We start from the raw sequence: 18684 nt of genomic DNA, 5'->3' as shown, positions 1-18684 counted from the left end.
GTGCGGGCGCCCGCGGGCAGCCCGCGGGTCGACGGCGCCGACCAGCGCGCGCGCGACGGCGAGGCGCGCTCGGTGCTCGAGGCCGAGCTGCGCAAGGCGCAGGAGCGGCAGGCCCAGTTGCTGAAGGAATACAACAACGGCGAGCCCGAGAAGCAGGGCAGCGAAAGCAAGAACTTCCAGAAGTACCTGGACCGGGTGTCCGACATGAAGGCCGAGATCGCCCGCAACGAGAGCGACATCGCCGGTCTGCAGCGCGAAATCGGCCGGCTTCCCCCGGTCAATCGCTGAGCGGATGGCTTTCGGTAAATCGGCGGGACCGGGCAAGCGCTTCCAGGCCTTCGACCTGTTGTCGACCCTGATCGCGGTGGTGCGGGTCGATGGCTCGGTGCTGTTCGCCAACTCGGGCCTCGAGGATGCGCTGGGGACCTCGCGCCGCACGCTCGAGGGCTCGCAGTTCGGCGCCTGCTTCCATGAACCCCAGGTGCTGCGCACCGCCATCGACGGCGCCCGCAGCAACGACTTCGCGACGCTGCGCTACGAAGCCTTGCTGCGCCGCGTCAACCACGAGCTGATGCCGGTGCTGGTGACGCTGGCGCAGAGCGACAAGGCCGGCGAACTGATCATCGAGATGTCGCCGCTGGAGCAGCAGGCGCGGCAGGACCGCGAGGAGCGGCTGCTCGACCAGGCGCAGGCCAACAAGGAACTGATCCGCAACCTCGCGCACGAGATCAAGAACCCGCTCGGCGGCATCCGCGGCGCGGCGCAGTTGCTGCAGATGGAGGTCGAGTCGCGCGACCTCATCGAATACACGCAGGTCATCATCCACGAGGCCGATCGCCTGCAGACGCTGGTCGATCGCTTGCTGGCGCCGCACCGGCGTCCGCACGTGGTGGGCGACGTCAACATCCACGAGGTCTGCGAGCGTGTGCGTTCCGTGATCCTGGCCGAGTTTCCGCGCGACCTGCACATCGAGCGCGACTTCGACGTCTCGATCCCGGAGTTCCGCGGCGACCGCGAGCAGTTGATTCAGGCCACGCTCAACATCGTCCACAACGCCGCCCAGGCGCTGGCCGAACGGCGGGCCGCCGGCGACGCGCAGATCACCTTCAAGACCCGCATCGCGCGTCAGGTTATCTTCAACAAGCAGTGGTATCGACTGGCACTGGAATTGCATGTCATAGACAACGGACCGGGCGTGCCGGACGCGATCAAGGACCGCATTTTTTACCCGCTGGTGTCGGGCAGAGAAGGCGGGACAGGCTTGGGATTGACGCTTGCGCAAACTTTTGTGCAACAGCATCACGGCGTGATCGAGTGCGACAGCGTTCCGGGACGGACCGATTTCAAGATACTGATACCGCTGCCCTAGCAGCCAAGCAACAAGGAGCTGCATGAAGCCGATCTGGATAGTGGATGATGATCAATCAATCCGCTTCGTGCTGGAAAAAGCGCTGCTGCGCGAAGACCTGCCGACCCGAAGCTTCACCAATACGCGAGAAGTTCTCGCAGCCCTCGACGCCGCGGCCGACGATGAAATGCAGGGCCCCCAGGTCCTGGTCAGCGACATCCGCATGCCCGGCGGCTCGGGCCTCGAGCTGCTCGACAAGATCAAGGCCAAGCACCCCGGCCTGCCGGTGATCATCATGACGGCCTTTTCCGACCTGGACAGCGCCGTCTCGGCCTTCCAGGGCGGTGCCTTCGAATACCTGCCGAAGCCCTTCGACCTGCCGCGCGCGGTCGAGCTGATCCGCCGTGCGGTCGATGAAAGCCAGCGCGAGGAAGTGGCCGAGGAACGCATGGCGGCCGCGCCCGAAATGCTGGGCCAGGCGCCGGCGATGCAGGACGTGTTCCGCGCCATCGGACGGCTGTCGCAAAGCAATGTCACGGTGCTGATCACCGGCGAGTCGGGATCGGGCAAGGAACTGGTGGCGCGCGCGCTGCACAAGCATTCGCCGCGCGCGAGCGGCCCCTTCGTCGCGATCAACACCGCGGCGATTCCGAAGGACCTGCTCGAGAGCGAGCTGTTCGGCCACGAGCGCGGGGCCTTCACCGGCGCCCAGACGATGCGGCGCGGCCGCTTCGAGCAGGCCGAGGGCGGCACGCTGTTCCTCGACGAGATCGGCGACATGCCTTTCGACCTCCAGACGCGCCTGCTGCGGGTGCTGAGCGATGGGCATTTCTACCGTGTCGGCGGCCACAACTCGGTCAAGGCCAATGTGCGCGTGATCGCGGCGACCCACCAGGACCTCGAGCAGCGCGTGAAGCTCGGCGGTTTCCGCGAAGACCTGTTCCATCGGCTCAACGTGATCCGGCTGCGGCTGCCGGCGCTGCGGGAGCGCGGCGAGGACGTGCCGGCGCTGACGCGGCACTTCCTGCAGCAGAGCGCCAAGCAGCTCGGCGTCGAGCCCAAGCGCATCTCCGATGCGGCGCTGGCGCAGCTCGCGACCTTCGGCTTTCCCGGCAATGTGCGCCAACTCGAGAACATCTGCCACTGGCTCACCGTGATGGCGCCGGCGCAGCTGATCGAGGCCAAGGACCTGCCGCCCGAGGTGATGGCGACCGCGGTCGCCGAGCCGCATGCGGGCGTGGCCCCGGTTGCTCCGATGGCCGAGCGCGAGGATTCGGCGCTGGCTGGCGCGCCGGTCGTTCCGGCGCCTGCCGCTGCGGCCGTGCCCGTGCCGGCACTGGCGTGGGAAAGCGGTCTGGAGCTCGAGGCCCAGGCCATGCTCGCCGAGGGCCGCACCGACGTCTGGGATGCCTTGTCGCGCCGCTTCGAGTCACGGCTGATCCTGACGGCGCTGGCCAGCACGCGCGGCCGCCGCATCGAGGCGGCCCAGAAGCTCGGCATCGGCCGCAACACGATCACGCGGAAGATCCAGGAGCTGGGCCTCGAGTGATGCCCTTCGTCTGGGGCGGCTCAGCCGAGGGATCGTGCGCGACCAGGCCGTCGCCGGGCCGCCCCAAGGCGGCCTGCGGCCCCCTCGGGGGGCAGCGACCCACACGCAGTGGGGGAGCGTGGGGGCCAGTCAGGCCGTCGCCGGGCCGCCCCAAGGCGGCCTGCGGCCCCCTCGGGGGGCAGCGACCCACACGCAGTGGGGGAGCGTGGGGGCCACATTCAGCGGTTGCGCTGGCCTAGAGTCAGCGTGTCGAGCTGGAACTGGCCGCTCTTGTCCCACAGCCAGGTGTCGACATAGGTGTGGGCGCCGATCTTGCCCGGGCTCGGCAGCGGTGATGCGTCCTTGATCAGCTCGGCGATCATGCCGCTGACCTCCGGCGCATGGCTGGGCGTCCGGCTGAAGTGCACGGCAGTGACGCGGCCGTCGGCGTCGATGTCGGTCTCGGTGACGACCACGGCGTACACCAGCGGCGGAATCTTGCCCTTGTAGATGCGTTGCGGATACTTCTTGTAGATGGCAGCGGCACCCACCTTGCGGTAGGCGCGCACCGCCGGCGTCTGGACCGTGATCTGGCGCTCGGCAGGCGCCCCGGCCGAGGCCCTGTCGCTGGTGCTCCGCGCAGCCCCGGAGGCGGCGTCCTGCCTGGCGTCCGGCTTCAGCGCCCCGCAGCCGCCGAGCACGAGCGCCGCGGCCAGGCCAAACAGCAGTGCAGTGGTTTTCATGGTTCGAGCTCCAGGATCACGGGCGCATGGTCGCTGGGCTTTTCCCACTTGCGCGGCACCCGGTCGATCACGCAGTTCTTGACGCGCGGCACCAGCGGCTCGCTCACCAGGATGTGGTCGATGCGCAGTCCGCGGTTCTTCTGGTAGCCGAGCATGCGGTAGTCCCACCAGGAGTAGCTCTTCGGGGGCTGGTCGAACAGGCGGAAGCTGTCGGTCAGGCCGAGCTGGAGCAGTGCCCTGAAGTGCTCCCGTTCCTGGGTCGTGTGGTGGATGGTCTCGGCGAGCCCGACTGGGTCGTAGCTGTCGCGGTCTTCGGGCGCCACGTTGAAGTCGCCGAGAAGCACGAGGTTCGGGTGGCTGGCCAGTTCCTGCCTGAGCCAGTCGCGCAGGCCCTCCAGCCACTTCATCTTGTAGGCGAACTTGTCGCTGCCGGGCGCCTGGCCATTGACGAAGTAGCCGTTGACGATGCGCAGTTCGCCGGCCGGCGTGTCGATGGTCGCGCTGATCACGCGGGAATGCTCATCGGCGAAGCCGCCGATGTTCTTCAGCACGTCGCGCACCGGCGCCAGGCTCAGGATCGCGACGCCGTTGTAGGTTTTCTGTCCGAACACCGCTGCATCGTAGCCCGCCGACTTGAGCACCTCCAGGGGGAACTTGTCGTCGGTCAGCTTGAGTTCCTGTAGGCACAGGACGTCGACCGGGTTGGCGATCAGCCAGTCCAGCACGTGCTGGAGGCGGGCGGTGAGGGAGTTGACGTTCCAGGTGGCAATTTTCATGAAGGGGGAAAGTCCAGGATGGTTTCCCAGGACTTTAGCCGCCTGAAGCCTCGATTACATCCCCCAGCGCAGCGCCGCCGTATGTACCGGTGCGTCCCACAGCGCCAGGGTCGCGGCATCCATCGCGCTCACCGTGACCGAGCAGCCCGCCATTTCGAGCGAAGTGACGTAGGAGCCCGTCAGATGGCGCGCGACCTTGAGCCGGTGGCCATCAAGCACCTTGCGCACCGCATGCACCATCAGGTACAGCTCCATCAGCGGCGTGCCGCCGAAGCCGTTGACCAGCAGCAGCACCTCCTGGCCGGGCTTGAGCGAGAGGTCCTTGAGGATCGCGCCGCTCAGCTCGGCCGCGATGTCGTCGGCCGACGCCAGCTTGACCCGGCGCCGGCCGGGCTCGCCGTGGATGCCGACGCCCATCTCCATCTCGTCCGGACCGATCTGGAAGGTTGGCTTGCCGGCCGCCGGCACGGTGCACGAGCTGAGCGCGACACCCATCGAGGCCGTGGCCTTGTTGACCGAATCCCCGAGCGCCTTGAGCGCCGCCAGACCGTCGCCGCGTTCGGCCGCGGCGCCGACGATCTTCTCGACGATCAGGGTGCCGGCGACGCCGCGCCGGCCGGTCGTGTAGGTCGAGTTCTCGACGGCGACGTCGTCATTGACGATGACCGTCGCGTTGTCGCAGTCGACCATCTCGGCGGCCATCTGGAAATTCATCATGTCGCCGGAATAGTTCTTGACGATGAACAGCACGCCGGCGCCGGTGTCCACGGCCTGCGCCGCGGCCAGCATCTGGTCGGGCGTGGGCGAGGTGAACACCTGGCCCGGACAGGCCGCATCGAGCATGCCATGGCCGACGAAGCCGGTGTGCAGCGGCTCGTGCCCCGAGCCGCCGCCCGAGATCAGCGCGACTTTGCCGGGCTTCGGTGCGCGCCGGCGCACGAACTGGCCGGCCTCGCCGAGGGTCACGATGTCGGCGTGCGCGGCCGCGAAGCCGTCCAGCGATTCGGACAGCAGGGAATCGACCTCGTTGATGAGCTTCTTCATGGTGCGCTTTCAGGCGGAAAGGGAAGTCGGTCGGGCGGGCGATTGCAGGCTGTCGCAGATCGCGCCGATGATGAGTGCCACCGAGCGCGAACCCGGGTCGACGTGGCCCAGCGCCCGCTCGCCGAGGAAGGACGCGCGGCCCTTGATGGCATCCATCGCGGCGGTGGCGGCGGCGCTCGCGAACGCGCATGCGCGGACCCGGCCGGCCAGGTCGCCGCCGCCTTCGGCGAGCACCTTCTGCACCGGGTCGAGCACGTCGAGCAAGGTCTTCTGGCCGACCTCGGCCTTGCCCAGCCGGGTCAGTGCCTTGATGCCGGCGTCGAGCGCGCTGGCCACGCTGCTCGCCGTTGGCGGATCGGACAGCTCCTTGCCGAGCGTGACCATCAGCGTGCCGAACACCGGACCCGAGGAGCCGCCGATGGTCGACATGCAGGTCATGCCCATCGTGCGCAGCGCCTGGTTGAGCGACTGGCCGGAGAGTTCGTCGAGCTTGGCCTGGATGGCCAGCGCGCCGCGCCGCATGTTGAGACCGTGGTCGCCGTCGCCGATCGCCTGGTCGAGCGCGGTCAGCTCATCGACGTGGTCGATCAGCGTCTGCGTTGCGTTCCGGATCAGTTCGATGTCGGCCATGTGTGCTCCCGTGATGTGTGGTGTGTTCAGGCGCCGATGCGCCGGCCCTCGGCATCGAACCAGAGCGGGCGCGTCAGTTCGACCTGCACCGCGTCGTTCGGCTCGAAGCTCTCGTTCGCCGGCGCCGAGACGATCAGCTCCTGCTCGCTGTCGTCGAGCCCGACGTGCACCAGGTGCAGGTCGCTCAGACGCTCGATGCGCCTGACCCTGGCGGTGCGGTGTGCCGTATCGGCCGGCTGGCGATGCAGCCGCAGGTGCTCGGCCCGCACGCCGACCGTCGTCGCTTCCGGCGGCGCGGCGAGCGCCGGAACCAGCACGCGCGCAAAGAGGTTGATGCGCGGCGAGCCGAGCCGCGAGGCCACGTGGGCGCTGCTCGGGTTCTCGTAGATCTGCTGCGGCGTGCCGACCTGCACCAGTGCGCCGGCGTCGAGCACGCCGATGCGGGTGGCCATCGTCATGGCCTCGATCTGGTCGTGCGTCACGTACAGCAGGGTGGCGCCGAGGTCCTGCTGGATGCGCTTGAGTTCGAGCCGCAGGTCGTTGCGCAGCTTGGCATCGAGCGAGGACAGCGGTTCGTCCATCAGGTAGAGCGACGGGCTGCGCACCAGGGCCCGGCCGATCGCCACGCGCTGCATCTGGCCGCCCGAGAGCCGGGTCGCGGAATTCTGCAGCTTGTCGTGGATGCGCAGCATGCGCGCCACTTCCTCGACCTTGCGGCGCACCTCGGTCTCGGGCACCGGACGCAGCGGCGACCGCAGCGGGAAGGCCAGGTTGTCGTAGACGCTCAGGTGCGGATAGAGCGAGTACTGCTGGAACACGAAGGCCACGTCGCGCAGCGCCGGGGCCAGGCTCGTCACGTCGCGCCCGCCGATCGATATGCGGCCCGCATCCGGCCGTTCGAGGCCGGCCACCAGGCGCAGCGTGGTGGTCTTGCCGGCGCCGCTCGGCCCGAGCAGCACGAAGAATTCGCCGCTCGGCAGGTCCAGGTTCAGGCCGTCGACCGCCTGCACCGCGCCGAAGCGCTTGCCGATGTTCGCGAGTCGGAGTTCAGCCATGGCGTGCTCCCTGCCGGGCCCGCTGCGGCGCCTCGTCGCGGGCGGTGCGCAGCGCGCGGCCCGATGCCGCATCGAACAGCGAGATCGCCGAGGCATCGAAGGCCAGCCCGACATGGTCGCCGCGCGCCACCGGCAGGGTGACGTCGACCTTGGCGCGCACTGTCGCGCCCTGCGCGGTGGCCAGAGTCGCGATGGTGCTGGTGCCCAGGTACTCCGTGGCGAGCACTTCGGCGCGCAACGCGGATGCCGCGTCGAAGCGCACGTGTTCGGGCCGCACGCCGCACAGCAGGGCGCGTGGCGCGACGTCCTCGCGCAAGGCCGGTACGCCGATCGGCGCGGCACCGATCCGTATCGCCTGCTCGCCGGTCGCGAGGCCCGCCTCGAAGGGCAGAAAGTTCATCGACGGCGCGCCGATGAAGTCGGCCACGAAGACGCTGGCCGGCCGCTCGTAGACCTCGAGCGGCGCGCCGAGCTGCTCGATCACGCCGTCGTTCATGATCGCGATCACGTCGGCCATCGCCATCGCCTCCATCTGGTCGTGCGTCACGTAGACGGTGGTGGCGCGCAGCCGGTCGTGCAGTGCGCGCAGCTCCTGGCACATCACTTCGCGGAACTCGGCGTCGAGTGCGCCGAGCGGCTCGTCCATCAGGAAGGCCAGCGGCTGGCGCACGATGGCGCGGCCGAGCGCGACGCGCTGCCGGTCGCCGCTCGACAGCTGCGAGACCGGCTTGTCGAGCAGGTGCGTGATGCGCAGCGTGCGCGCGGCCTGCTCGACCTGGCGGCCGATCTCGGCGCGCGCCATGCCCTGCGAGACCAGCGGGAAGCCGATGTTGCGCCGCACGTTCATGTGCGGATAGAGCGCGAACATCTGGAACACGAAGGCGATGTCGCGTGCCGAGGCGCGCTTGAAGCTGACATCCTCCTCGCCGAGGAAGATCTGGCCCGAGGTCGGCAGCTCGAGCCCCGCGATCATCCGCAGCGTGGTGGTCTTGCCGCAGCCCGAGGGGCCGAGCAGGCAGAAGAACTCGCCGTCGCGCACGACGAAGGTCGAGCTCTTCACCGCGGTGAAGTCGGCGAAGGCCTTGTGCAACTGGTGGACGCGGATCTCGGCCATGGCTCAGGCGGGGAACTTGGAGACCACCATGAACAGCGCGGTGCCGAACAGGGTGGTCAGGAACGACCAGGTGAACAGGCTCATCGCGAGCGGCTGCAGCATCATCACGAGGCCCGCGGTGATCACGATGCAGGCGACGATCTCCATCGGTCCGCGGCGCAGCCAGCGCGGCCAGCGGCGCGGTGCGGTCGGGGGCAGGGCGGTCGACATGGCTGAAAACACTCCTACTTGCGCACGGCGCCGAAGGTGATGCCGCGCAGCAGGTGCTTGCGCAGCAGGATCGTGAAGACCAGGATCGGAATCAGGAACAGCGTGGTGCCGGCCGCGACCGCCGGCCAGTCCTGACCGCCTTCGCCGATGATGATCGGAATGAAGGGCGGCGCGGTCTGCGCCGTCCCCGAGGTCAGCAGCACCGCGAAGGCGTATTCGTTCCAGGCGAAGATCAGGCAGAAGATCGAGGTGGCGACGATCCCGGTGGTCGCCTGCGGCAGCACCACCTTGCGGAAGGCCTGCAGCCGCGTGTAGCCGTCGACCATCGCCGCCTCCTCGTACTCGCGCGGGATCTCGTCGATGAAGCCCTTGAGCAGCCACACCGCGAGCGACACGTTGACCGCGCTGTAGAGCAGGATCATGCCGAGCCGCGTGTCGGACAGCCCGAGCTCGCGGTACATCAGGTAGATCGGAATCGCCACGGCGATCGGCGGCATCATCCGCGTCGACAGGATGAAGAACAGCAGGTCGTCCTTCAGCGGCACGTCGAAGCGCGAGAAGGCGTAGGCCGCCATCACGCCGATGCCGACCGACAGCACGGTCGAGCCGAAGGCGATGATCAGCGAGTTGACGAAGCGCGGGATGTAGTTCGAACGGCCGGCCACCACCATGTTGTCGCCGCGCGCCACCTTGTCGCAGATGTCGCCGGGTGGCGGCAGCGCGGCGATGTATTCGGGCGTCTGGCGCGAGCGCGTGGTGAAGAGGTTGCAGTAGCCCTGCGGCGAGGGCGTGAACAGCACCTTCGGCGGATAGCTGATCGAGTCTGGCGGCGTCTTGAAGCCGGTCAGGATGATCCAGGCCAGCGGGATCATCGTGACCAGGGCGTACAAGACCACGACGGCGCCCGCGAAGGCCCGGGTGCGTGAACTCGGTTCGACGACGGAGTGTGCGGTGCTGATGCCGGTGCTCATGATGCCTTCAGCGGTTCTTCACGTGGTTGAGCGCCTTGACGTAGATGTTCGCCAGGCCGAACACCGCCACGAAAAGGATGATCGCGAACGCCGACGAATAGCCGGTGCGCCATTTCTCGAAGGCCTCGCGCTTGAGGGTGATCGACGCCAGTTCGGTCGCCGAGCCGGGCCCGCCCGAGGTCAGCAGGTTGACCATGTCGAACATCTTGAAGTTCTCGATGCCGCGGAACAGCACCGCCAGCATGATGAAGGGCAGCACCATCGGCAGCGTGATCGACCAGAACTGGCGCCACTTCGAGGCCCGGTCGACTTCGGCCGCCTCGTAGATGTAGTCGGGGATCGAGCGCAGCCCGGCGAGGCAGATCAGCATCACGTAGGGCGTCCACATCCAGGTGTCGACGATGATGATCGCCCAGGGCGCGAGCTTGACCGAGCCGATCATCTCGAACGACGACGCGGGAACGCCCGAGAGGTACGACACGGCGTAGTTGAACAGCCCGGTCTGCGGCTGGTAGAGGAAGGCCCAGAAGTTGCCGACCACGGCGGGCGACAGCATCATCGGGATCAGGATCATCGTGGTCCAGAAGCCATGGCCACGGAACTTGCGGTCGATCAGGTAGGCCAGAGAGAAGCCGATCAGCACCTGCAGGAAGATGGTCCAGAACAGGAAGTGGGCGGTGGCCTGCATCGCCAGCCAGATGTCGGGGTCGGTCAGCACCGACACGTAGTTGTCGATGCCGACGTCGACCACCGCCGCGTTCTGCCGGTTGGCGCGGTAGTTGGTGAACGACAGCTTGATCGTCCAGACCAGCGGGAAGATGTTGATCGCCAGCAGCAGCAGCATCGTCGGGCCGACGAACAGCCAGGCGATCGCGCGGTCGGAGAGGCCGCGCATCCGCACCGCCACGCCGGGTGGCGTGGCCTGTGCGGCGCGGACGACGATGACGGCCGGGTTTTGCATCGGCGAACGTGGGGTGGGTGCCGAAGGAGGGCGCCTACTTCGACTTGCCGTCGTCCTTGAAGACCTTCTTCCAGTCGACCACCAGCGCATCGAGTGCCTCCTTCGCGGTGCCCTTGTCGGCGACCACGTAATCATGCACGCGCTTTTGCATCGACAACAGCAGTTGCGCATACGAAGGCTCGGCCCAGAAGTCGACCACCATGTCCATCGAGTCGAGGAAGGGCTGCGCGAAGGGCGAGCTCTTCGGGTAGGCCGGGTCGTTGAGCACCGCCTTGGCGGCCGACGAGCCGCCGATGGCCTGCCACTTCTTCTGCACATCGGGGTTGGCGAACCACTTGATGTATTGCAGCGCCTCGTTGCGGTTCGGCGAATAGGAGACCACCGAGATGCCCTGGCCGCCGAGTTGCACGCCCTTGGCCTTGTCCGAGGGATTGACGAAGAAGCCGATCTTGTCGCCGCCGACGTTCGGGTCCTTGTAGAGGCCCGGGAAGAAGGCGAACCAGTTCATCATCATCGCGACCTGGCCCGACTTGAAGGCATCGAGCCCTTCGGTCATGTAGGCGTTGGTCAGGCCGGGCGGCGTGCTGCCCTTGTAGAGCGCCTTGTAGAACTCGAGGCCGCGCACCGCGTCGGGCGAGTTCACGAAGCCGTCCATGGCATAGGGCTTCTTCGGGTCCTCGTACTTGAAGCCCATCGGATAGAGCACGTTGGTCACGCCCATCGTGATGCCTTCGGAGCCGCGCTCGGTGAACAGGTAGGCGCCGTAGACCTTCTTGCCGTCGATCATGCGGCCCTGGAAGAATTCCGCGACCTGCTTGAACTCGGCCCAGGTCTTGGGCGGTGCGAGCTCGCGGTTGTACTTGCTCTTGAACTCGGCCTGCAGTTCGGGCTTGGCGAACCAGTCCTTGCGGTAGGTCCAGCCGACCGCATCGGCCATCGCCGGCAGCGCCCAGTAGTTCGGCGTGTTCTTCGGCCACTCCGCGTAGCCCACCACGGTGGCGGGCGCGAAGTCCGTCATCTTGATGCCTTCCTTGCTGAAGAACTCGTTGAGCTTGACGTACTGGCCCTGCTCGGCCGCGCCGCCGATCCACTGGCTGTCGCCGATGATCAGGTCGCACAGCTTGCCCTTGGAGTTGAGCTCGTTGAGCATGCGGTCGGCGAAGCTGGTCCACGGCACGAACTCGAACTTCATCTTGATGCCGGTCTTGGTGCTGAAGTCCTTCGAGAGTTCGACCAGCGCGTTGGCCGGGTCCCAGGCGGCCCAGCACAGGGTGATGGTCTTGTCCTGGGCGCGCACGTCGGCGGCGGTCAGGCTGAGCACGGTGGCTGCGGCGAGGGCGATCACCCCCGGGAGCATCTTGGACATCGATTTCATGGGCTGTCTCCAAAAGGTTTGGGTTCAGGGGCACATACCGGGCGTCCGCTCAATGAAGGTTCTCGGCCGTCAGGATCTCGATGCGCGGCTGCACCACGTTGAGTGCGCCACGGACGTTCTCGCACAGCGCGCGCAGGACACGCGCCGCCGTCAACACGCAGTAATGGATGTCCTGGTGGAGGACGTAGGAGAGGGCATTGGCGCTCAGCAGCGAGGCGTTCTCGTCGGTGAAGTCGTGCGCCGCCACGCCAGCATGCGGTGCCAGCCCGGCCTCGGCCAGCGCGCGCGCCACGCCGGCGCTGCCCGAGCCCACGTTGTAGATGCCGGCCACGCGTGCCGGGTCGATGCCGTTCTTCAGTGCATCGAGCAACGCGCGGCAGGCGCCGTCGTCATCGGGCGGCAGGTCCGGCGTGCGCACCATGCGCAGTCGGGGAAAGCGCTCCTCGATGACGTGGGCGAAGCCGATGCGGCGCTCGATCTCGGCCGACAGCCGCGTCGCCTGCGACGACAGCAGCAGGGTGTCGCGCCGGCTGTCGTTGGCCATGCGTCCCAGCAGCAGGCCGGCGGTGCGGCCGGCGGCGCGGTTGTCGGCGCCGATGCAGGTCTCGCGCATGGAGCCCGCGACGTCGGAGAACAGGGTCACGACGTGGACGCCCGTGCGCACCAGTTCGTTGATGGCGCGCTTGATCGGTGGCAGGTCGGGCGCCAGCAGGGCGATGCCTTCGCAGTCGCTCACCTGGGCCAGTTCCTCGGCGAAGCGCGCCGGGTCGGTGGCGTCGAGGCGGTGCGTGATCTCGGTGATGTGGGCGTGCCGGAAATCGCCGGCGGCCTGCGCGATCTGCCGCTCGACCAGGTCGAGGAAGGGCGAGGCGTCGGCCGGCAGCACGAAGGCGAAGCGCGCGTTCGCGCCTCGGCGAGGCCGGCCCGGCTGCTGCGGGGCGCCCAGTTCCTCGACCACCTGCATCACCCGCTGGACGGTCTCGGCATTGACGCCCGGACGGCGGTTGAGCACCCGGTCGACCGTGGCCGTACCCACACCGGCGGTGCGGGCAATGTCGGCAATGGTGGGGGCGGAGGACATGGACGAGGAAGCGTGGATCGAGGTGGCGATCGTAATAACATCAATAATTAAATCAATCAGGGTTTTGGAGCATGGGGCGCAGGTCGGCCAGGACCGGGTGCAGGGGGCGGGAGGTGTGCAAGCGTGCCTCACTCGGATCGCTAACGGCCGACGAGGCCGCCCGTGGCGAGCGCGTGCGCCGCGCCGACGCCGTCAGACCGCCTCGGTGCGAGGCGTGATGTGCGGGGCCGGCGGCAGGGTCGTCGAGCGGTGGGTCTGTCGTACCCTGCGATGTACCGCAAGTGCAGCGGCAGAAGCCGTCGAGCGTCGAGAAGAATCGGCCGTCTGGGCCGTCTGCCCGTCCATAGAGGCGATTCAGCCTCGCTCGAGCGTCACGAAGCTGAACGGGAGCCCGTTGGCTGCGACATGCGATTCGCGCGCCGTCTGCTGCCAGCCGGCGCCGAATTCAGGCGCCCGGGCGTCGCCCTCGTAGTCGCGTTCGATCTCGGTCAGCAGCACGCGCCGGGCCAGCGGCTCGGCCGCGGCGTAGACCTGGGCGCCGCCCATCACCCAGGCCTCGATGGCCTGGCCGCGCTCGCAGAGGTCGATGGCTTCCTCGAGGCTGGCCGCCCGTTCGGCGCCTTCGGCCTGCCAATCGGCGTTGCGCGTGACCACGACGTTGCGGCGGCCCGCCAGGGGACGGAAGCGCGGCGGGATCGAGTCCCAGGTCTTGCGGCCCATGATCACCGGCGCGCCCATCGTCTGCTTCTTGAAATGCGCCATGTCCTCGGGCAGGTGCCAGGGCATCGTGCCGTCGCGGCCGATCACGCCGTTGGCGGCGCGCGCGAGGATCAGGTTGATGCGCATGGCCATCACACCGCGACCGGCGCCTTGATGGCGGGATGGGGTTCGTAGTCGACCACCTCGAAGTCCTCGTACTGGTAGTCGAAGATCGAAGCCGGCTTGCGCCGGATGACCAGCGTCGGATAGGGCCGGGGTGCGCGGCTCAGTTGCAGGGCCACCTGCTCGGCATGGTTGCTGTAGATGTGGCAATCGCCGCCGGTCCAGATGAAGTCGCCGACGTCCAGCTCGCACTGCTGGGCGATCATGTGCGTCAGCAGTGCATAGCTCGCGATGTTGAAAGGCACGCCGAGGAAGATGTCGGCGCTGCGCTGGTAGAGCTGGCAGCTGAGCTTGCCGCGCTCGCCCGGCGTCTGCGGCGGCGCGACGTAGAACTGGAAGAAGGCATGGCAGGGCATCAGCGCCATCTTGGAGAGCTCGGCCACGTTCCAGGCGCTGACGATGATGCGGCGTGAATCCGGGTTGCTGCGCAGCGTGTCGATCACCTGCTGGATCTGGTCGACGTGGCCGCCGTCGGGCGTCGGCCAGCTGCGCCATTGCACGCCGTAGACCGGGCCGAGGTCGCCATCCTCGCGCGCCCATTCGTCCCAGATCGTGACGCCGCGCTCCTTGAGCCAGTTGTTGTTGCTGGAGCCGGTCAGGAACCACAGCAGTTCCTGGATGATGGACTTCAGGTGCACCTTCTTGGTGGTGACCAGCGGGAAGCCTTCGTCGAGGTCGAAGCGCATCTGGTAGCCGAACACGCTCTTGGTGCCGGTGCCGGTGCGGTCGCTCTTGTGCACGCCGGTGCTGTCGACGTGGCGCATGAAGTCTTCGTATTGGGAGCGGATGGGGTGGGTGGTCATGTCGTCAATGGCCTGCGAACAATGCGTCGAGCGCATCCTGAATATTGAGCTGTTGGTCGGAAAGGTTGGCGACAGGTCGGCCCAACTCCATCGAGGGAATGGCGCCGATCGAGGCGGTGTCCATGACAACCTCCTTTCCGGCGACCTGAAGTTCCGCATTCAGCGTGCGCACCCTGGTGTTGAAGCGCGCGGTAGCGAAGAGCGGGATGACCACGCGCGTGTCCAGACCTTCGAGGTAGTCGCTCTGGACATCCAGCATGAAAGGAATGGCCGCGCGGTCGGTTGCATCCGGATTCGAATAGACGTCGAAGCGCGCCATGTCAACCTTTCTTGCCGTCGCCAAGGCTGCGCGCAAAAGTGCGGTACTTGGCCAGTGGCAGGCCTTCCTTCGCGATCCTGGCGTTGTAGGCGGCGATGCCATCCTTGCTTTCTTCCGCCCATTTCGCCCAGTAGCGACGCTTGACCTCTTCTGCAAGCAGCTCGTCCACCGTCTGGGACAGGTTCATGCCGAGCTCGCGCGCCGCCTCCAGCACCTTGCTGTTGAGCGAAAGGTTGGTTGCCTTTTTCGGGGCTTTTTCGAAGCGAAGCATGTGGCGTTCTCCAAGCATGAACTATGCGCATAGTTTACGCGCATGAACCGTGCCCCCTTCAGAGCCGAAGCACCCGGCCCGGATTCAGGATGTTCTGCGGGTCCAGCCCGCGCTTGATGGCGCGCATCATCTCGAGCGCCACCGGCGACTTGTGCTTCTCGAGCTTGTCGACCTTGAGCGAGCCGACGCCGTGCTCGGCCGAGAACGAGCCGTCGAACTTCTCGACTGCGTCGTAGACCAGCGTGTTGATGCGGTCTTCGTGATCGCGCAGGAAGGCCTTGTTGTCGCCGCCCTCGGGTGCCTGCACGTTGTAGTGCAGGTTGCCGTCGCCGAGATGGCCGAAGTTGACCAGGCGAACGCCGGGGATCTCGCGCGCCAGCAGTGCGTCGGTCTCGGCCACGAAGGCCGGAATGCGCGATACCGCGATCGAGATGTCGTGCTTGATGTTGAGCCCTTCCTCGGCCTGTGCCAGCGGAATGCTCTCGCGGACGTGCCAGAGTTGGTGCGCCTGCGTGAGGCTCTCCGCGACCACCGCATCGGTGACGCAGCCGGCTTCGAAGGCGGTTTCGAGCAGCGCCTCGAAGCGCCCGCGGGCGTGGTCCTCGGATTCGCTGTCGGAGTTCTCGAGCAGCACGCAGTACGGCACGGCCTCGTCGTCGATGAAGGGCACGCGCAAGGCAGGGAAATGCTTGGCGACCAGGCTCAGCGCAAACCGGCCCATGACCTCGAAGCCGGTCAGCCCCGGGCCGAGCCGCTGGTGCGCAAGCCCGAGCAGCTTGACGGCGTCGTCGAGCGTGGGTACCGCGGCCCAGGCCATGAGTTGCGCGGCGGGGAGCGGGTAGAGCTTCATCGTCGCCGCAGTGATGACGCCGAGCGTGCCTTCGCTGCCGATCATGAGGTCGCGCAGGTCGTAGCCGGTGTTGTCCTTGCGCAGGCCGCTGGTGCCTTCCCAGACGGCGCCCTGCGGCGTGACGACCTCCAGCCCGAGGCAGAGGTCGCGCGCGTTGCCGTAGCGCACGACCTGCGTGCCGCCGGCGTTGGTCGCCAGGTTGCCGCCGATGGTGCAGCTGCCTTCGGCCGCCAGGCTCAGCGGGAACAGGAAGCCGGCGTTGCGCGCCGCCTCCTGCAGGGTCTGCAGCACGCAGCCGGCCTCGACCGTCATCGTGAGGTTGGCGGCGTCGATGCCGCGGATCGCGTTGAGTCGCTGCAGGCTCAGCAGCACCTGCGTGCCGCTCTCGTCCGGGATCGATCCGACCGCCAGGCCGGTGTTGCCGCCTTGCGGCACCAGCGCGGTGCCGGCCGCGGCGCAGGCCTTGACGACCTCGGCCACCTGCCGCGTGTCGCCCGGCCGCACCACCGCCAGCGCCTTGCCGCGCGAGCGCTTGCGCCAGTCCTGCTCCCAGGCGCTGAGATCGCCTTCGGTCAGCACGTTCGCCGCGCCGACGATCGCGCGCAGCTGCTCCAACAAGACGCTCATTGCGTTGCCCCTTCGACTTCGAGTTTGCGGGCCTGCGCGGCGTTGCGCAGCCGCAGCCGCACGTGCCAGGCGCAGGCCGTGAAAAGCGCCAGGCACAGCAGGACCTGGACCAGCGCCAGCAGCTGGCCGACGCCGTTGGTGTCGCTCCAGGCGCGCACCACGCCTTCGGTGAAATAGAGCCAGACCATCAGGCTGACCCAGCGATAGGTGTACATGCGGTTTTTCAGCAGGCCGGCCAGCGGCAGCACCAGCGGCAGCACCTTGAGCGCCAGCCAGGAGCCGCCCGGCCGCAGCGGCGCCAGCCACAGCTCCCAGGCGAGCCCGAGCACGATCAGCCCGACCAGGCTGCCGACGGCGAGCCATCGGGTGGCGGAAACGGAGGCGGGAGGGAGGTTGGATACGGTCAAGGCAGCTCGAATGGGGCGGGTTGCGCCGGGGCGGCGAAAGACCCGGTGGCATGATACCGGCCATGAATCGCCGGCAACTCTGGAGGGATCTTTCGCACTTTCCCTGGGGCAACACCGCCGCCGTGCTCGGCGAGCGTTTTCGGGAAGACCGGCTCGGCCTGACCGCCAGCAGCCTGACCTTCACCACCACCATCGCGATGGTGCCCTTCTTCACCGTGGCGGCGGCGCTGTTCACGGTGTTCCCGATGTTCAGCACGATGCAGGGGCGGGTCCAGCGCTGGCTGATCGACAGCCTGATTCCGGACAATATCGCGCGCCAGGTGCTGGGCTACCTGAACCAGTTCGCGAGCAAGGCCAGCGGCCTCGGCGTGGCCGGGCTGGTTGTGCTGCTGGTGACCGCGGTGGCGCTGATCCTCACGATGGACAAGACGCTCAACAACATCTGGCGGGTGCGCAAGCCGAGGCCGCTGGCCCAGCGGGTGCTGATCTACTGGGCTGTGATCACGCTCGGGCCACCGGTGCTGGCGCTGAGCCTGAGCACCACGGCGGCCTTTTTCTCGGCCTCGCGCGAGGTGGTGGGCGGCGCGATCGTCAAGCTGCTGTTCGACACCTTCGAATTCGTGCTGCTGGCCGGCGGCATGGCGGCGCTCTACCGCTTTGTGCCGAACACCCACGTCAGGTGGTCGCACGCCTGGGCCGGGGGCGTTTTCGTCGCAGTCGCGATCGAGGCCGCGAAGCGCGTGCTGGCCTACTACCTGAGCCTGGTGCCGACCTACTCGGTGCTGTACGGCGCCTTCGCGACCGTGCCGATCCTGCTGGTGTGGATCTACGTGGCGTGGGTCATCGTGCTCTTCGGCGCCGTGATCGCGGCCTACCTGCCCAGCCTCCTGACCGGCGTGGCGCGGCGCGGTGGCGCCGCCGGCTGGCCGCTGCAGCTGGCGGCGGAGGTGCTGCAGTACCTGCATGCTGCGAAATCGACGCCCGCCAGCGGCCTGGGCGCGGCCGAGCTGGTGGGCCGGATGAAGGTCGACGCGCTGCAGCTCGCGCCGGTGCTCGAGACCCTGGTCGCGCTCGACTGGATCGCACCGCTGGCTGAGGAGCGCGACAACGACGATCCGCGCTTCGTGCTGCTGGTCGATCCCGCCATTTCGCTCGAGCCGCTGCTGCGCGAACTGCTGATGCCGCAGGCACCGCCGCTGCGCAACCTGTGGACCCGGGGCCCTTTGGAGAGCCTGCGGCTGCAGGATCTGCTGGCGAATTCATAATGGCGCCGGATTCTTCACCGGCCCTCGACCCTCCGACACTGCCTTGACCGATTTCTCAACCACCGCCGCCGATGATCGACTCTGGGTCGTCTGCCTGTGCGCCGAATGGTGCGGCGCCTGCCGCGAGTACCGGCCCTTGTTCGAACAGGTGGCGCGCGCGCATCCGCGCTTCCGCTTCGCCTGGGTCGATATCGAGGACCACGCAGACATCGCGGACGATTTCGACGTCGAGACCTTCCCGACGCTGCTGATCGCCAGCGATGCCGGCACCCGCTTCCTCGGGCCGCTGCTGCCCCATGCCGAAACGCTCGCGCGCCTGCTGGATGCGCTCCAGCCCGCGCAGGCATCAGCGCCTGAGGTGACGACGCTGCTGGCCGCACTCCAGCGCGAGCCCGAGACCTTCTCGGTCGACTGAGTCCGCGAG

Annotated in this window: 21 protein-coding genes and 1 pseudogene; 5 read left to right on the top strand and 17 right to left on the bottom strand. The window is 67.6% G+C overall.

The annotated features are described in order from the left end of the window. From AC1DYD_RS31490 to ntrC, 3 genes and pseudogenes are all read left to right on the top strand, one after another. Positions 1-288 (top strand): annotated as a pseudogene (locus AC1DYD_RS31490) (hypothetical protein); the annotation flags it as partial. A 4-nt stretch (positions 289-292) separates the two neighbouring features. After that, complete coding sequence (gene glnL, locus AC1DYD_RS31485; protein ID WP_478176670.1) at positions 293-1369, top strand: nitrogen regulation protein NR(II); 1077 nt, start codon at positions 293-295, stop codon at positions 1367-1369. A 22-nt stretch (positions 1370-1391) separates the two neighbouring features. After that, a complete protein-coding gene (gene ntrC, locus AC1DYD_RS31480) occupies positions 1392-2897 on the top strand; it encodes a nitrogen regulation protein NR(I) (RefSeq protein ID WP_478176669.1) in 1506 nt (501 codons plus the stop codon). Positions 2898-3115: 218 nt separating this feature from the next. On the opposite strand, the gene AC1DYD_RS31475 is transcribed toward ntrC, so the two are convergent. From AC1DYD_RS31475 to AC1DYD_RS31395, 17 genes are all read right to left on the bottom strand, one after another. After that, entirely contained in the window at positions 3116-3619 is a 504-nt protein-coding gene (locus AC1DYD_RS31475) for a hypothetical protein (protein WP_478176668.1), read from the bottom strand. Further along, positions 3616-4395, bottom strand: coding sequence for an exodeoxyribonuclease III (gene xth, locus AC1DYD_RS31470; protein WP_478176667.1), 780 nt, complete (start codon positions 4393-4395; stop codon positions 3616-3618). The genes AC1DYD_RS31475 and xth overlap by 4 nt, the downstream gene beginning before the upstream one ends. A gap of 54 nt (positions 4396-4449) precedes the next feature. Beyond that, positions 4450-5439 carry a dihydroxyacetone kinase subunit DhaK gene (gene dhaK, locus AC1DYD_RS31465; RefSeq protein ID WP_478176666.1) on the bottom strand — a complete coding sequence of 330 codons (990 nt, stop codon included), beginning with the start codon at positions 5437-5439 and terminating at the stop codon, positions 4450-4452. Positions 5440-5448: 9 nt separating this feature from the next. Next, a complete protein-coding gene (dhaL, locus tag AC1DYD_RS31460; protein WP_478176665.1) occupies positions 5449-6069 on the bottom strand; it encodes a dihydroxyacetone kinase subunit DhaL in 621 nt (206 codons plus the stop codon). Positions 6070-6095: 26 nt separating this feature from the next. Continuing rightward, the gene (locus AC1DYD_RS31455) at positions 6096-7124 is read right to left on the bottom strand and encodes an ABC transporter ATP-binding protein (RefSeq protein WP_478176664.1); all 1029 of its coding nucleotides are present in this window, start codon (positions 7122-7124) and stop codon (positions 6096-6098) included. Then, positions 7117-8238, bottom strand: a complete 1122-nt coding sequence (locus AC1DYD_RS31450) for an ABC transporter ATP-binding protein (protein WP_478176663.1) — start codon at positions 8236-8238, stop codon at positions 7117-7119. The genes AC1DYD_RS31455 and AC1DYD_RS31450 overlap by 8 nt, the downstream gene beginning before the upstream one ends. A 3-nt stretch (positions 8239-8241) precedes the next feature. Then, positions 8242-8448, bottom strand: coding sequence for a hypothetical protein (locus AC1DYD_RS31445; RefSeq protein ID WP_478176662.1), 207 nt, complete (start codon positions 8446-8448; stop codon positions 8242-8244). 14 nt (positions 8449-8462) lie between these two features. Next, the gene (locus AC1DYD_RS31440; protein ID WP_478176661.1) at positions 8463-9419 is read right to left on the bottom strand and encodes a carbohydrate ABC transporter permease; all 957 of its coding nucleotides are present in this window, start codon (positions 9417-9419) and stop codon (positions 8463-8465) included. A gap of 7 nt (positions 9420-9426) precedes the next feature. Then, a complete protein-coding gene (locus tag AC1DYD_RS31435; RefSeq protein ID WP_478176660.1) occupies positions 9427-10380 on the bottom strand; it encodes a carbohydrate ABC transporter permease in 954 nt (317 codons plus the stop codon). A gap of 34 nt (positions 10381-10414) precedes the next feature. Beyond that, positions 10415-11746: an ABC transporter substrate-binding protein gene (locus AC1DYD_RS31430; protein ID WP_478176674.1), complete on the bottom strand. Its 1332-nt coding sequence runs from the start codon at positions 11744-11746 to the stop codon at positions 10415-10417. Between the two features lie 58 nt (positions 11747-11804). After that, positions 11805-12836, bottom strand: a complete 1032-nt coding sequence (locus AC1DYD_RS31425) for a LacI family DNA-binding transcriptional regulator (RefSeq protein WP_478176659.1) — start codon at positions 12834-12836, stop codon at positions 11805-11807. 354 nt (positions 12837-13190) lie between these two features. Beyond that, on the bottom strand, positions 13191-13682 hold the full coding sequence (locus tag AC1DYD_RS31420; protein WP_478176658.1) for a dihydrofolate reductase: 492 nt from the start codon (positions 13680-13682) through the stop codon (positions 13191-13193). A gap of 5 nt (positions 13683-13687) precedes the next feature. Beyond that, entirely contained in the window at positions 13688-14521 is an 834-nt protein-coding gene (locus tag AC1DYD_RS31415) for a thymidylate synthase (protein ID WP_478176657.1), read from the bottom strand. Positions 14522-14525: 4 nt separating this feature from the next. Further along, positions 14526-14840 (bottom strand): CcdB family protein, encoded by a 315-nt coding sequence (locus tag AC1DYD_RS31410; protein WP_478176656.1) that lies wholly within the window; start codon positions 14838-14840, stop codon positions 14526-14528. A 1-nt stretch (position 14841) separates the two neighbouring features. Continuing rightward, complete coding sequence (locus tag AC1DYD_RS31405; RefSeq protein ID WP_478176655.1) at positions 14842-15111, bottom strand: type II toxin-antitoxin system CcdA family antitoxin; 270 nt, start codon at positions 15109-15111, stop codon at positions 14842-14844. Positions 15112-15169: 58 nt separating this feature from the next. After that, complete coding sequence (locus tag AC1DYD_RS31400) at positions 15170-16588, bottom strand: FAD-binding oxidoreductase (protein WP_478176654.1); 1419 nt, start codon at positions 16586-16588, stop codon at positions 15170-15172. Next, entirely contained in the window at positions 16585-16995 is a 411-nt protein-coding gene (locus AC1DYD_RS31395; protein WP_478176653.1) for a DUF2069 domain-containing protein, read from the bottom strand. Before AC1DYD_RS31395 ends, AC1DYD_RS31400 begins: the two co-directional genes overlap by 4 nt. Positions 16996-17045: 50 nt before the next feature. Between AC1DYD_RS31395 and AC1DYD_RS31390 the strand changes: the two genes are divergently transcribed. Continuing rightward, on the top strand, positions 17046-18260 hold the full coding sequence (locus AC1DYD_RS31390; RefSeq protein WP_478176652.1) for a YihY family inner membrane protein: 1215 nt from the start codon (positions 17046-17048) through the stop codon (positions 18258-18260). A 43-nt stretch (positions 18261-18303) separates the two neighbouring features. Continuing rightward, positions 18304-18675 carry a thioredoxin family protein gene (locus tag AC1DYD_RS31385; protein ID WP_478176651.1) on the top strand — a complete coding sequence of 124 codons (372 nt, stop codon included), beginning with the start codon at positions 18304-18306 and terminating at the stop codon, positions 18673-18675. Positions 18676-18684: the final 9 nt, after the last annotated feature.

The organism is Variovorax sp. P4_B11, assembly GCF_056402355.1.
The sequence above is the reverse complement of the archived record's forward strand: the minus strand, read 5'-3'. Positions and strand labels throughout refer to the sequence as shown.

Coding starts and splice junctions, on each gene's coding strand:
- AC1DYD_RS31475 (WP_478176668.1), bottom strand. CDS start 3,619: ATGAAAACCACTGCACTGCTGTTTGGCCTGGCCGCGGCGCTCGTGCTC.
- AC1DYD_RS31390 (WP_478176652.1), top strand. CDS start 17,046: ATGATACCGGCCATGAATCGCCGGCAACTCTGGAGGGATCTTTCGCAC.
- AC1DYD_RS31420 (WP_478176658.1), bottom strand. CDS start 13,682: ATGCGCATCAACCTGATCCTCGCGCGCGCCGCCAACGGCGTGATCGGC.
- AC1DYD_RS31445 (WP_478176662.1), bottom strand. CDS start 8,448: ATGTCGACCGCCCTGCCCCCGACCGCACCGCGCCGCTGGCCGCGCTGG.
- AC1DYD_RS31455 (WP_478176664.1), bottom strand. CDS start 7,124: ATGGCTGAACTCCGACTCGCGAACATCGGCAAGCGCTTCGGCGCGGTG.
- AC1DYD_RS31405 (WP_478176655.1), bottom strand. CDS start 15,111: ATGCTTCGCTTCGAAAAAGCCCCGAAAAAGGCAACCAACCTTTCGCTC.
- AC1DYD_RS31435 (WP_478176660.1), bottom strand. CDS start 10,380: ATGCAAAACCCGGCCGTCATCGTCGTCCGCGCCGCACAGGCCACGCCA.
- AC1DYD_RS31430 (WP_478176674.1), bottom strand. CDS start 11,746: ATGTCCAAGATGCTCCCGGGGGTGATCGCCCTCGCCGCAGCCACCGTG.
- xth (WP_478176667.1), bottom strand. CDS start 4,395: ATGAAAATTGCCACCTGGAACGTCAACTCCCTCACCGCCCGCCTCCAG.
- AC1DYD_RS31425 (WP_478176659.1), bottom strand. CDS start 12,836: ATGTCCTCCGCCCCCACCATTGCCGACATTGCCCGCACCGCCGGTGTG.
- AC1DYD_RS31400 (WP_478176654.1), bottom strand. CDS start 16,588: ATGAGCGTCTTGTTGGAGCAGCTGCGCGCGATCGTCGGCGCGGCGAAC.
- AC1DYD_RS31415 (WP_478176657.1), bottom strand. CDS start 14,521: ATGACCACCCACCCCATCCGCTCCCAATACGAAGACTTCATGCGCCAC.
- AC1DYD_RS31410 (WP_478176656.1), bottom strand. CDS start 14,840: ATGGCGCGCTTCGACGTCTATTCGAATCCGGATGCAACCGACCGCGCG.
- glnL (WP_478176670.1), top strand. CDS start 293: ATGGCTTTCGGTAAATCGGCGGGACCGGGCAAGCGCTTCCAGGCCTTC.
- dhaK (WP_478176666.1), bottom strand. CDS start 5,439: ATGAAGAAGCTCATCAACGAGGTCGATTCCCTGCTGTCCGAATCGCTG.
- ntrC (WP_478176669.1), top strand. CDS start 1,392: ATGAAGCCGATCTGGATAGTGGATGATGATCAATCAATCCGCTTCGTG.
- AC1DYD_RS31450 (WP_478176663.1), bottom strand. CDS start 8,238: ATGGCCGAGATCCGCGTCCACCAGTTGCACAAGGCCTTCGCCGACTTC.
- dhaL (WP_478176665.1), bottom strand. CDS start 6,069: ATGGCCGACATCGAACTGATCCGGAACGCAACGCAGACGCTGATCGAC.
- AC1DYD_RS31440 (WP_478176661.1), bottom strand. CDS start 9,419: ATGAGCACCGGCATCAGCACCGCACACTCCGTCGTCGAACCGAGTTCA.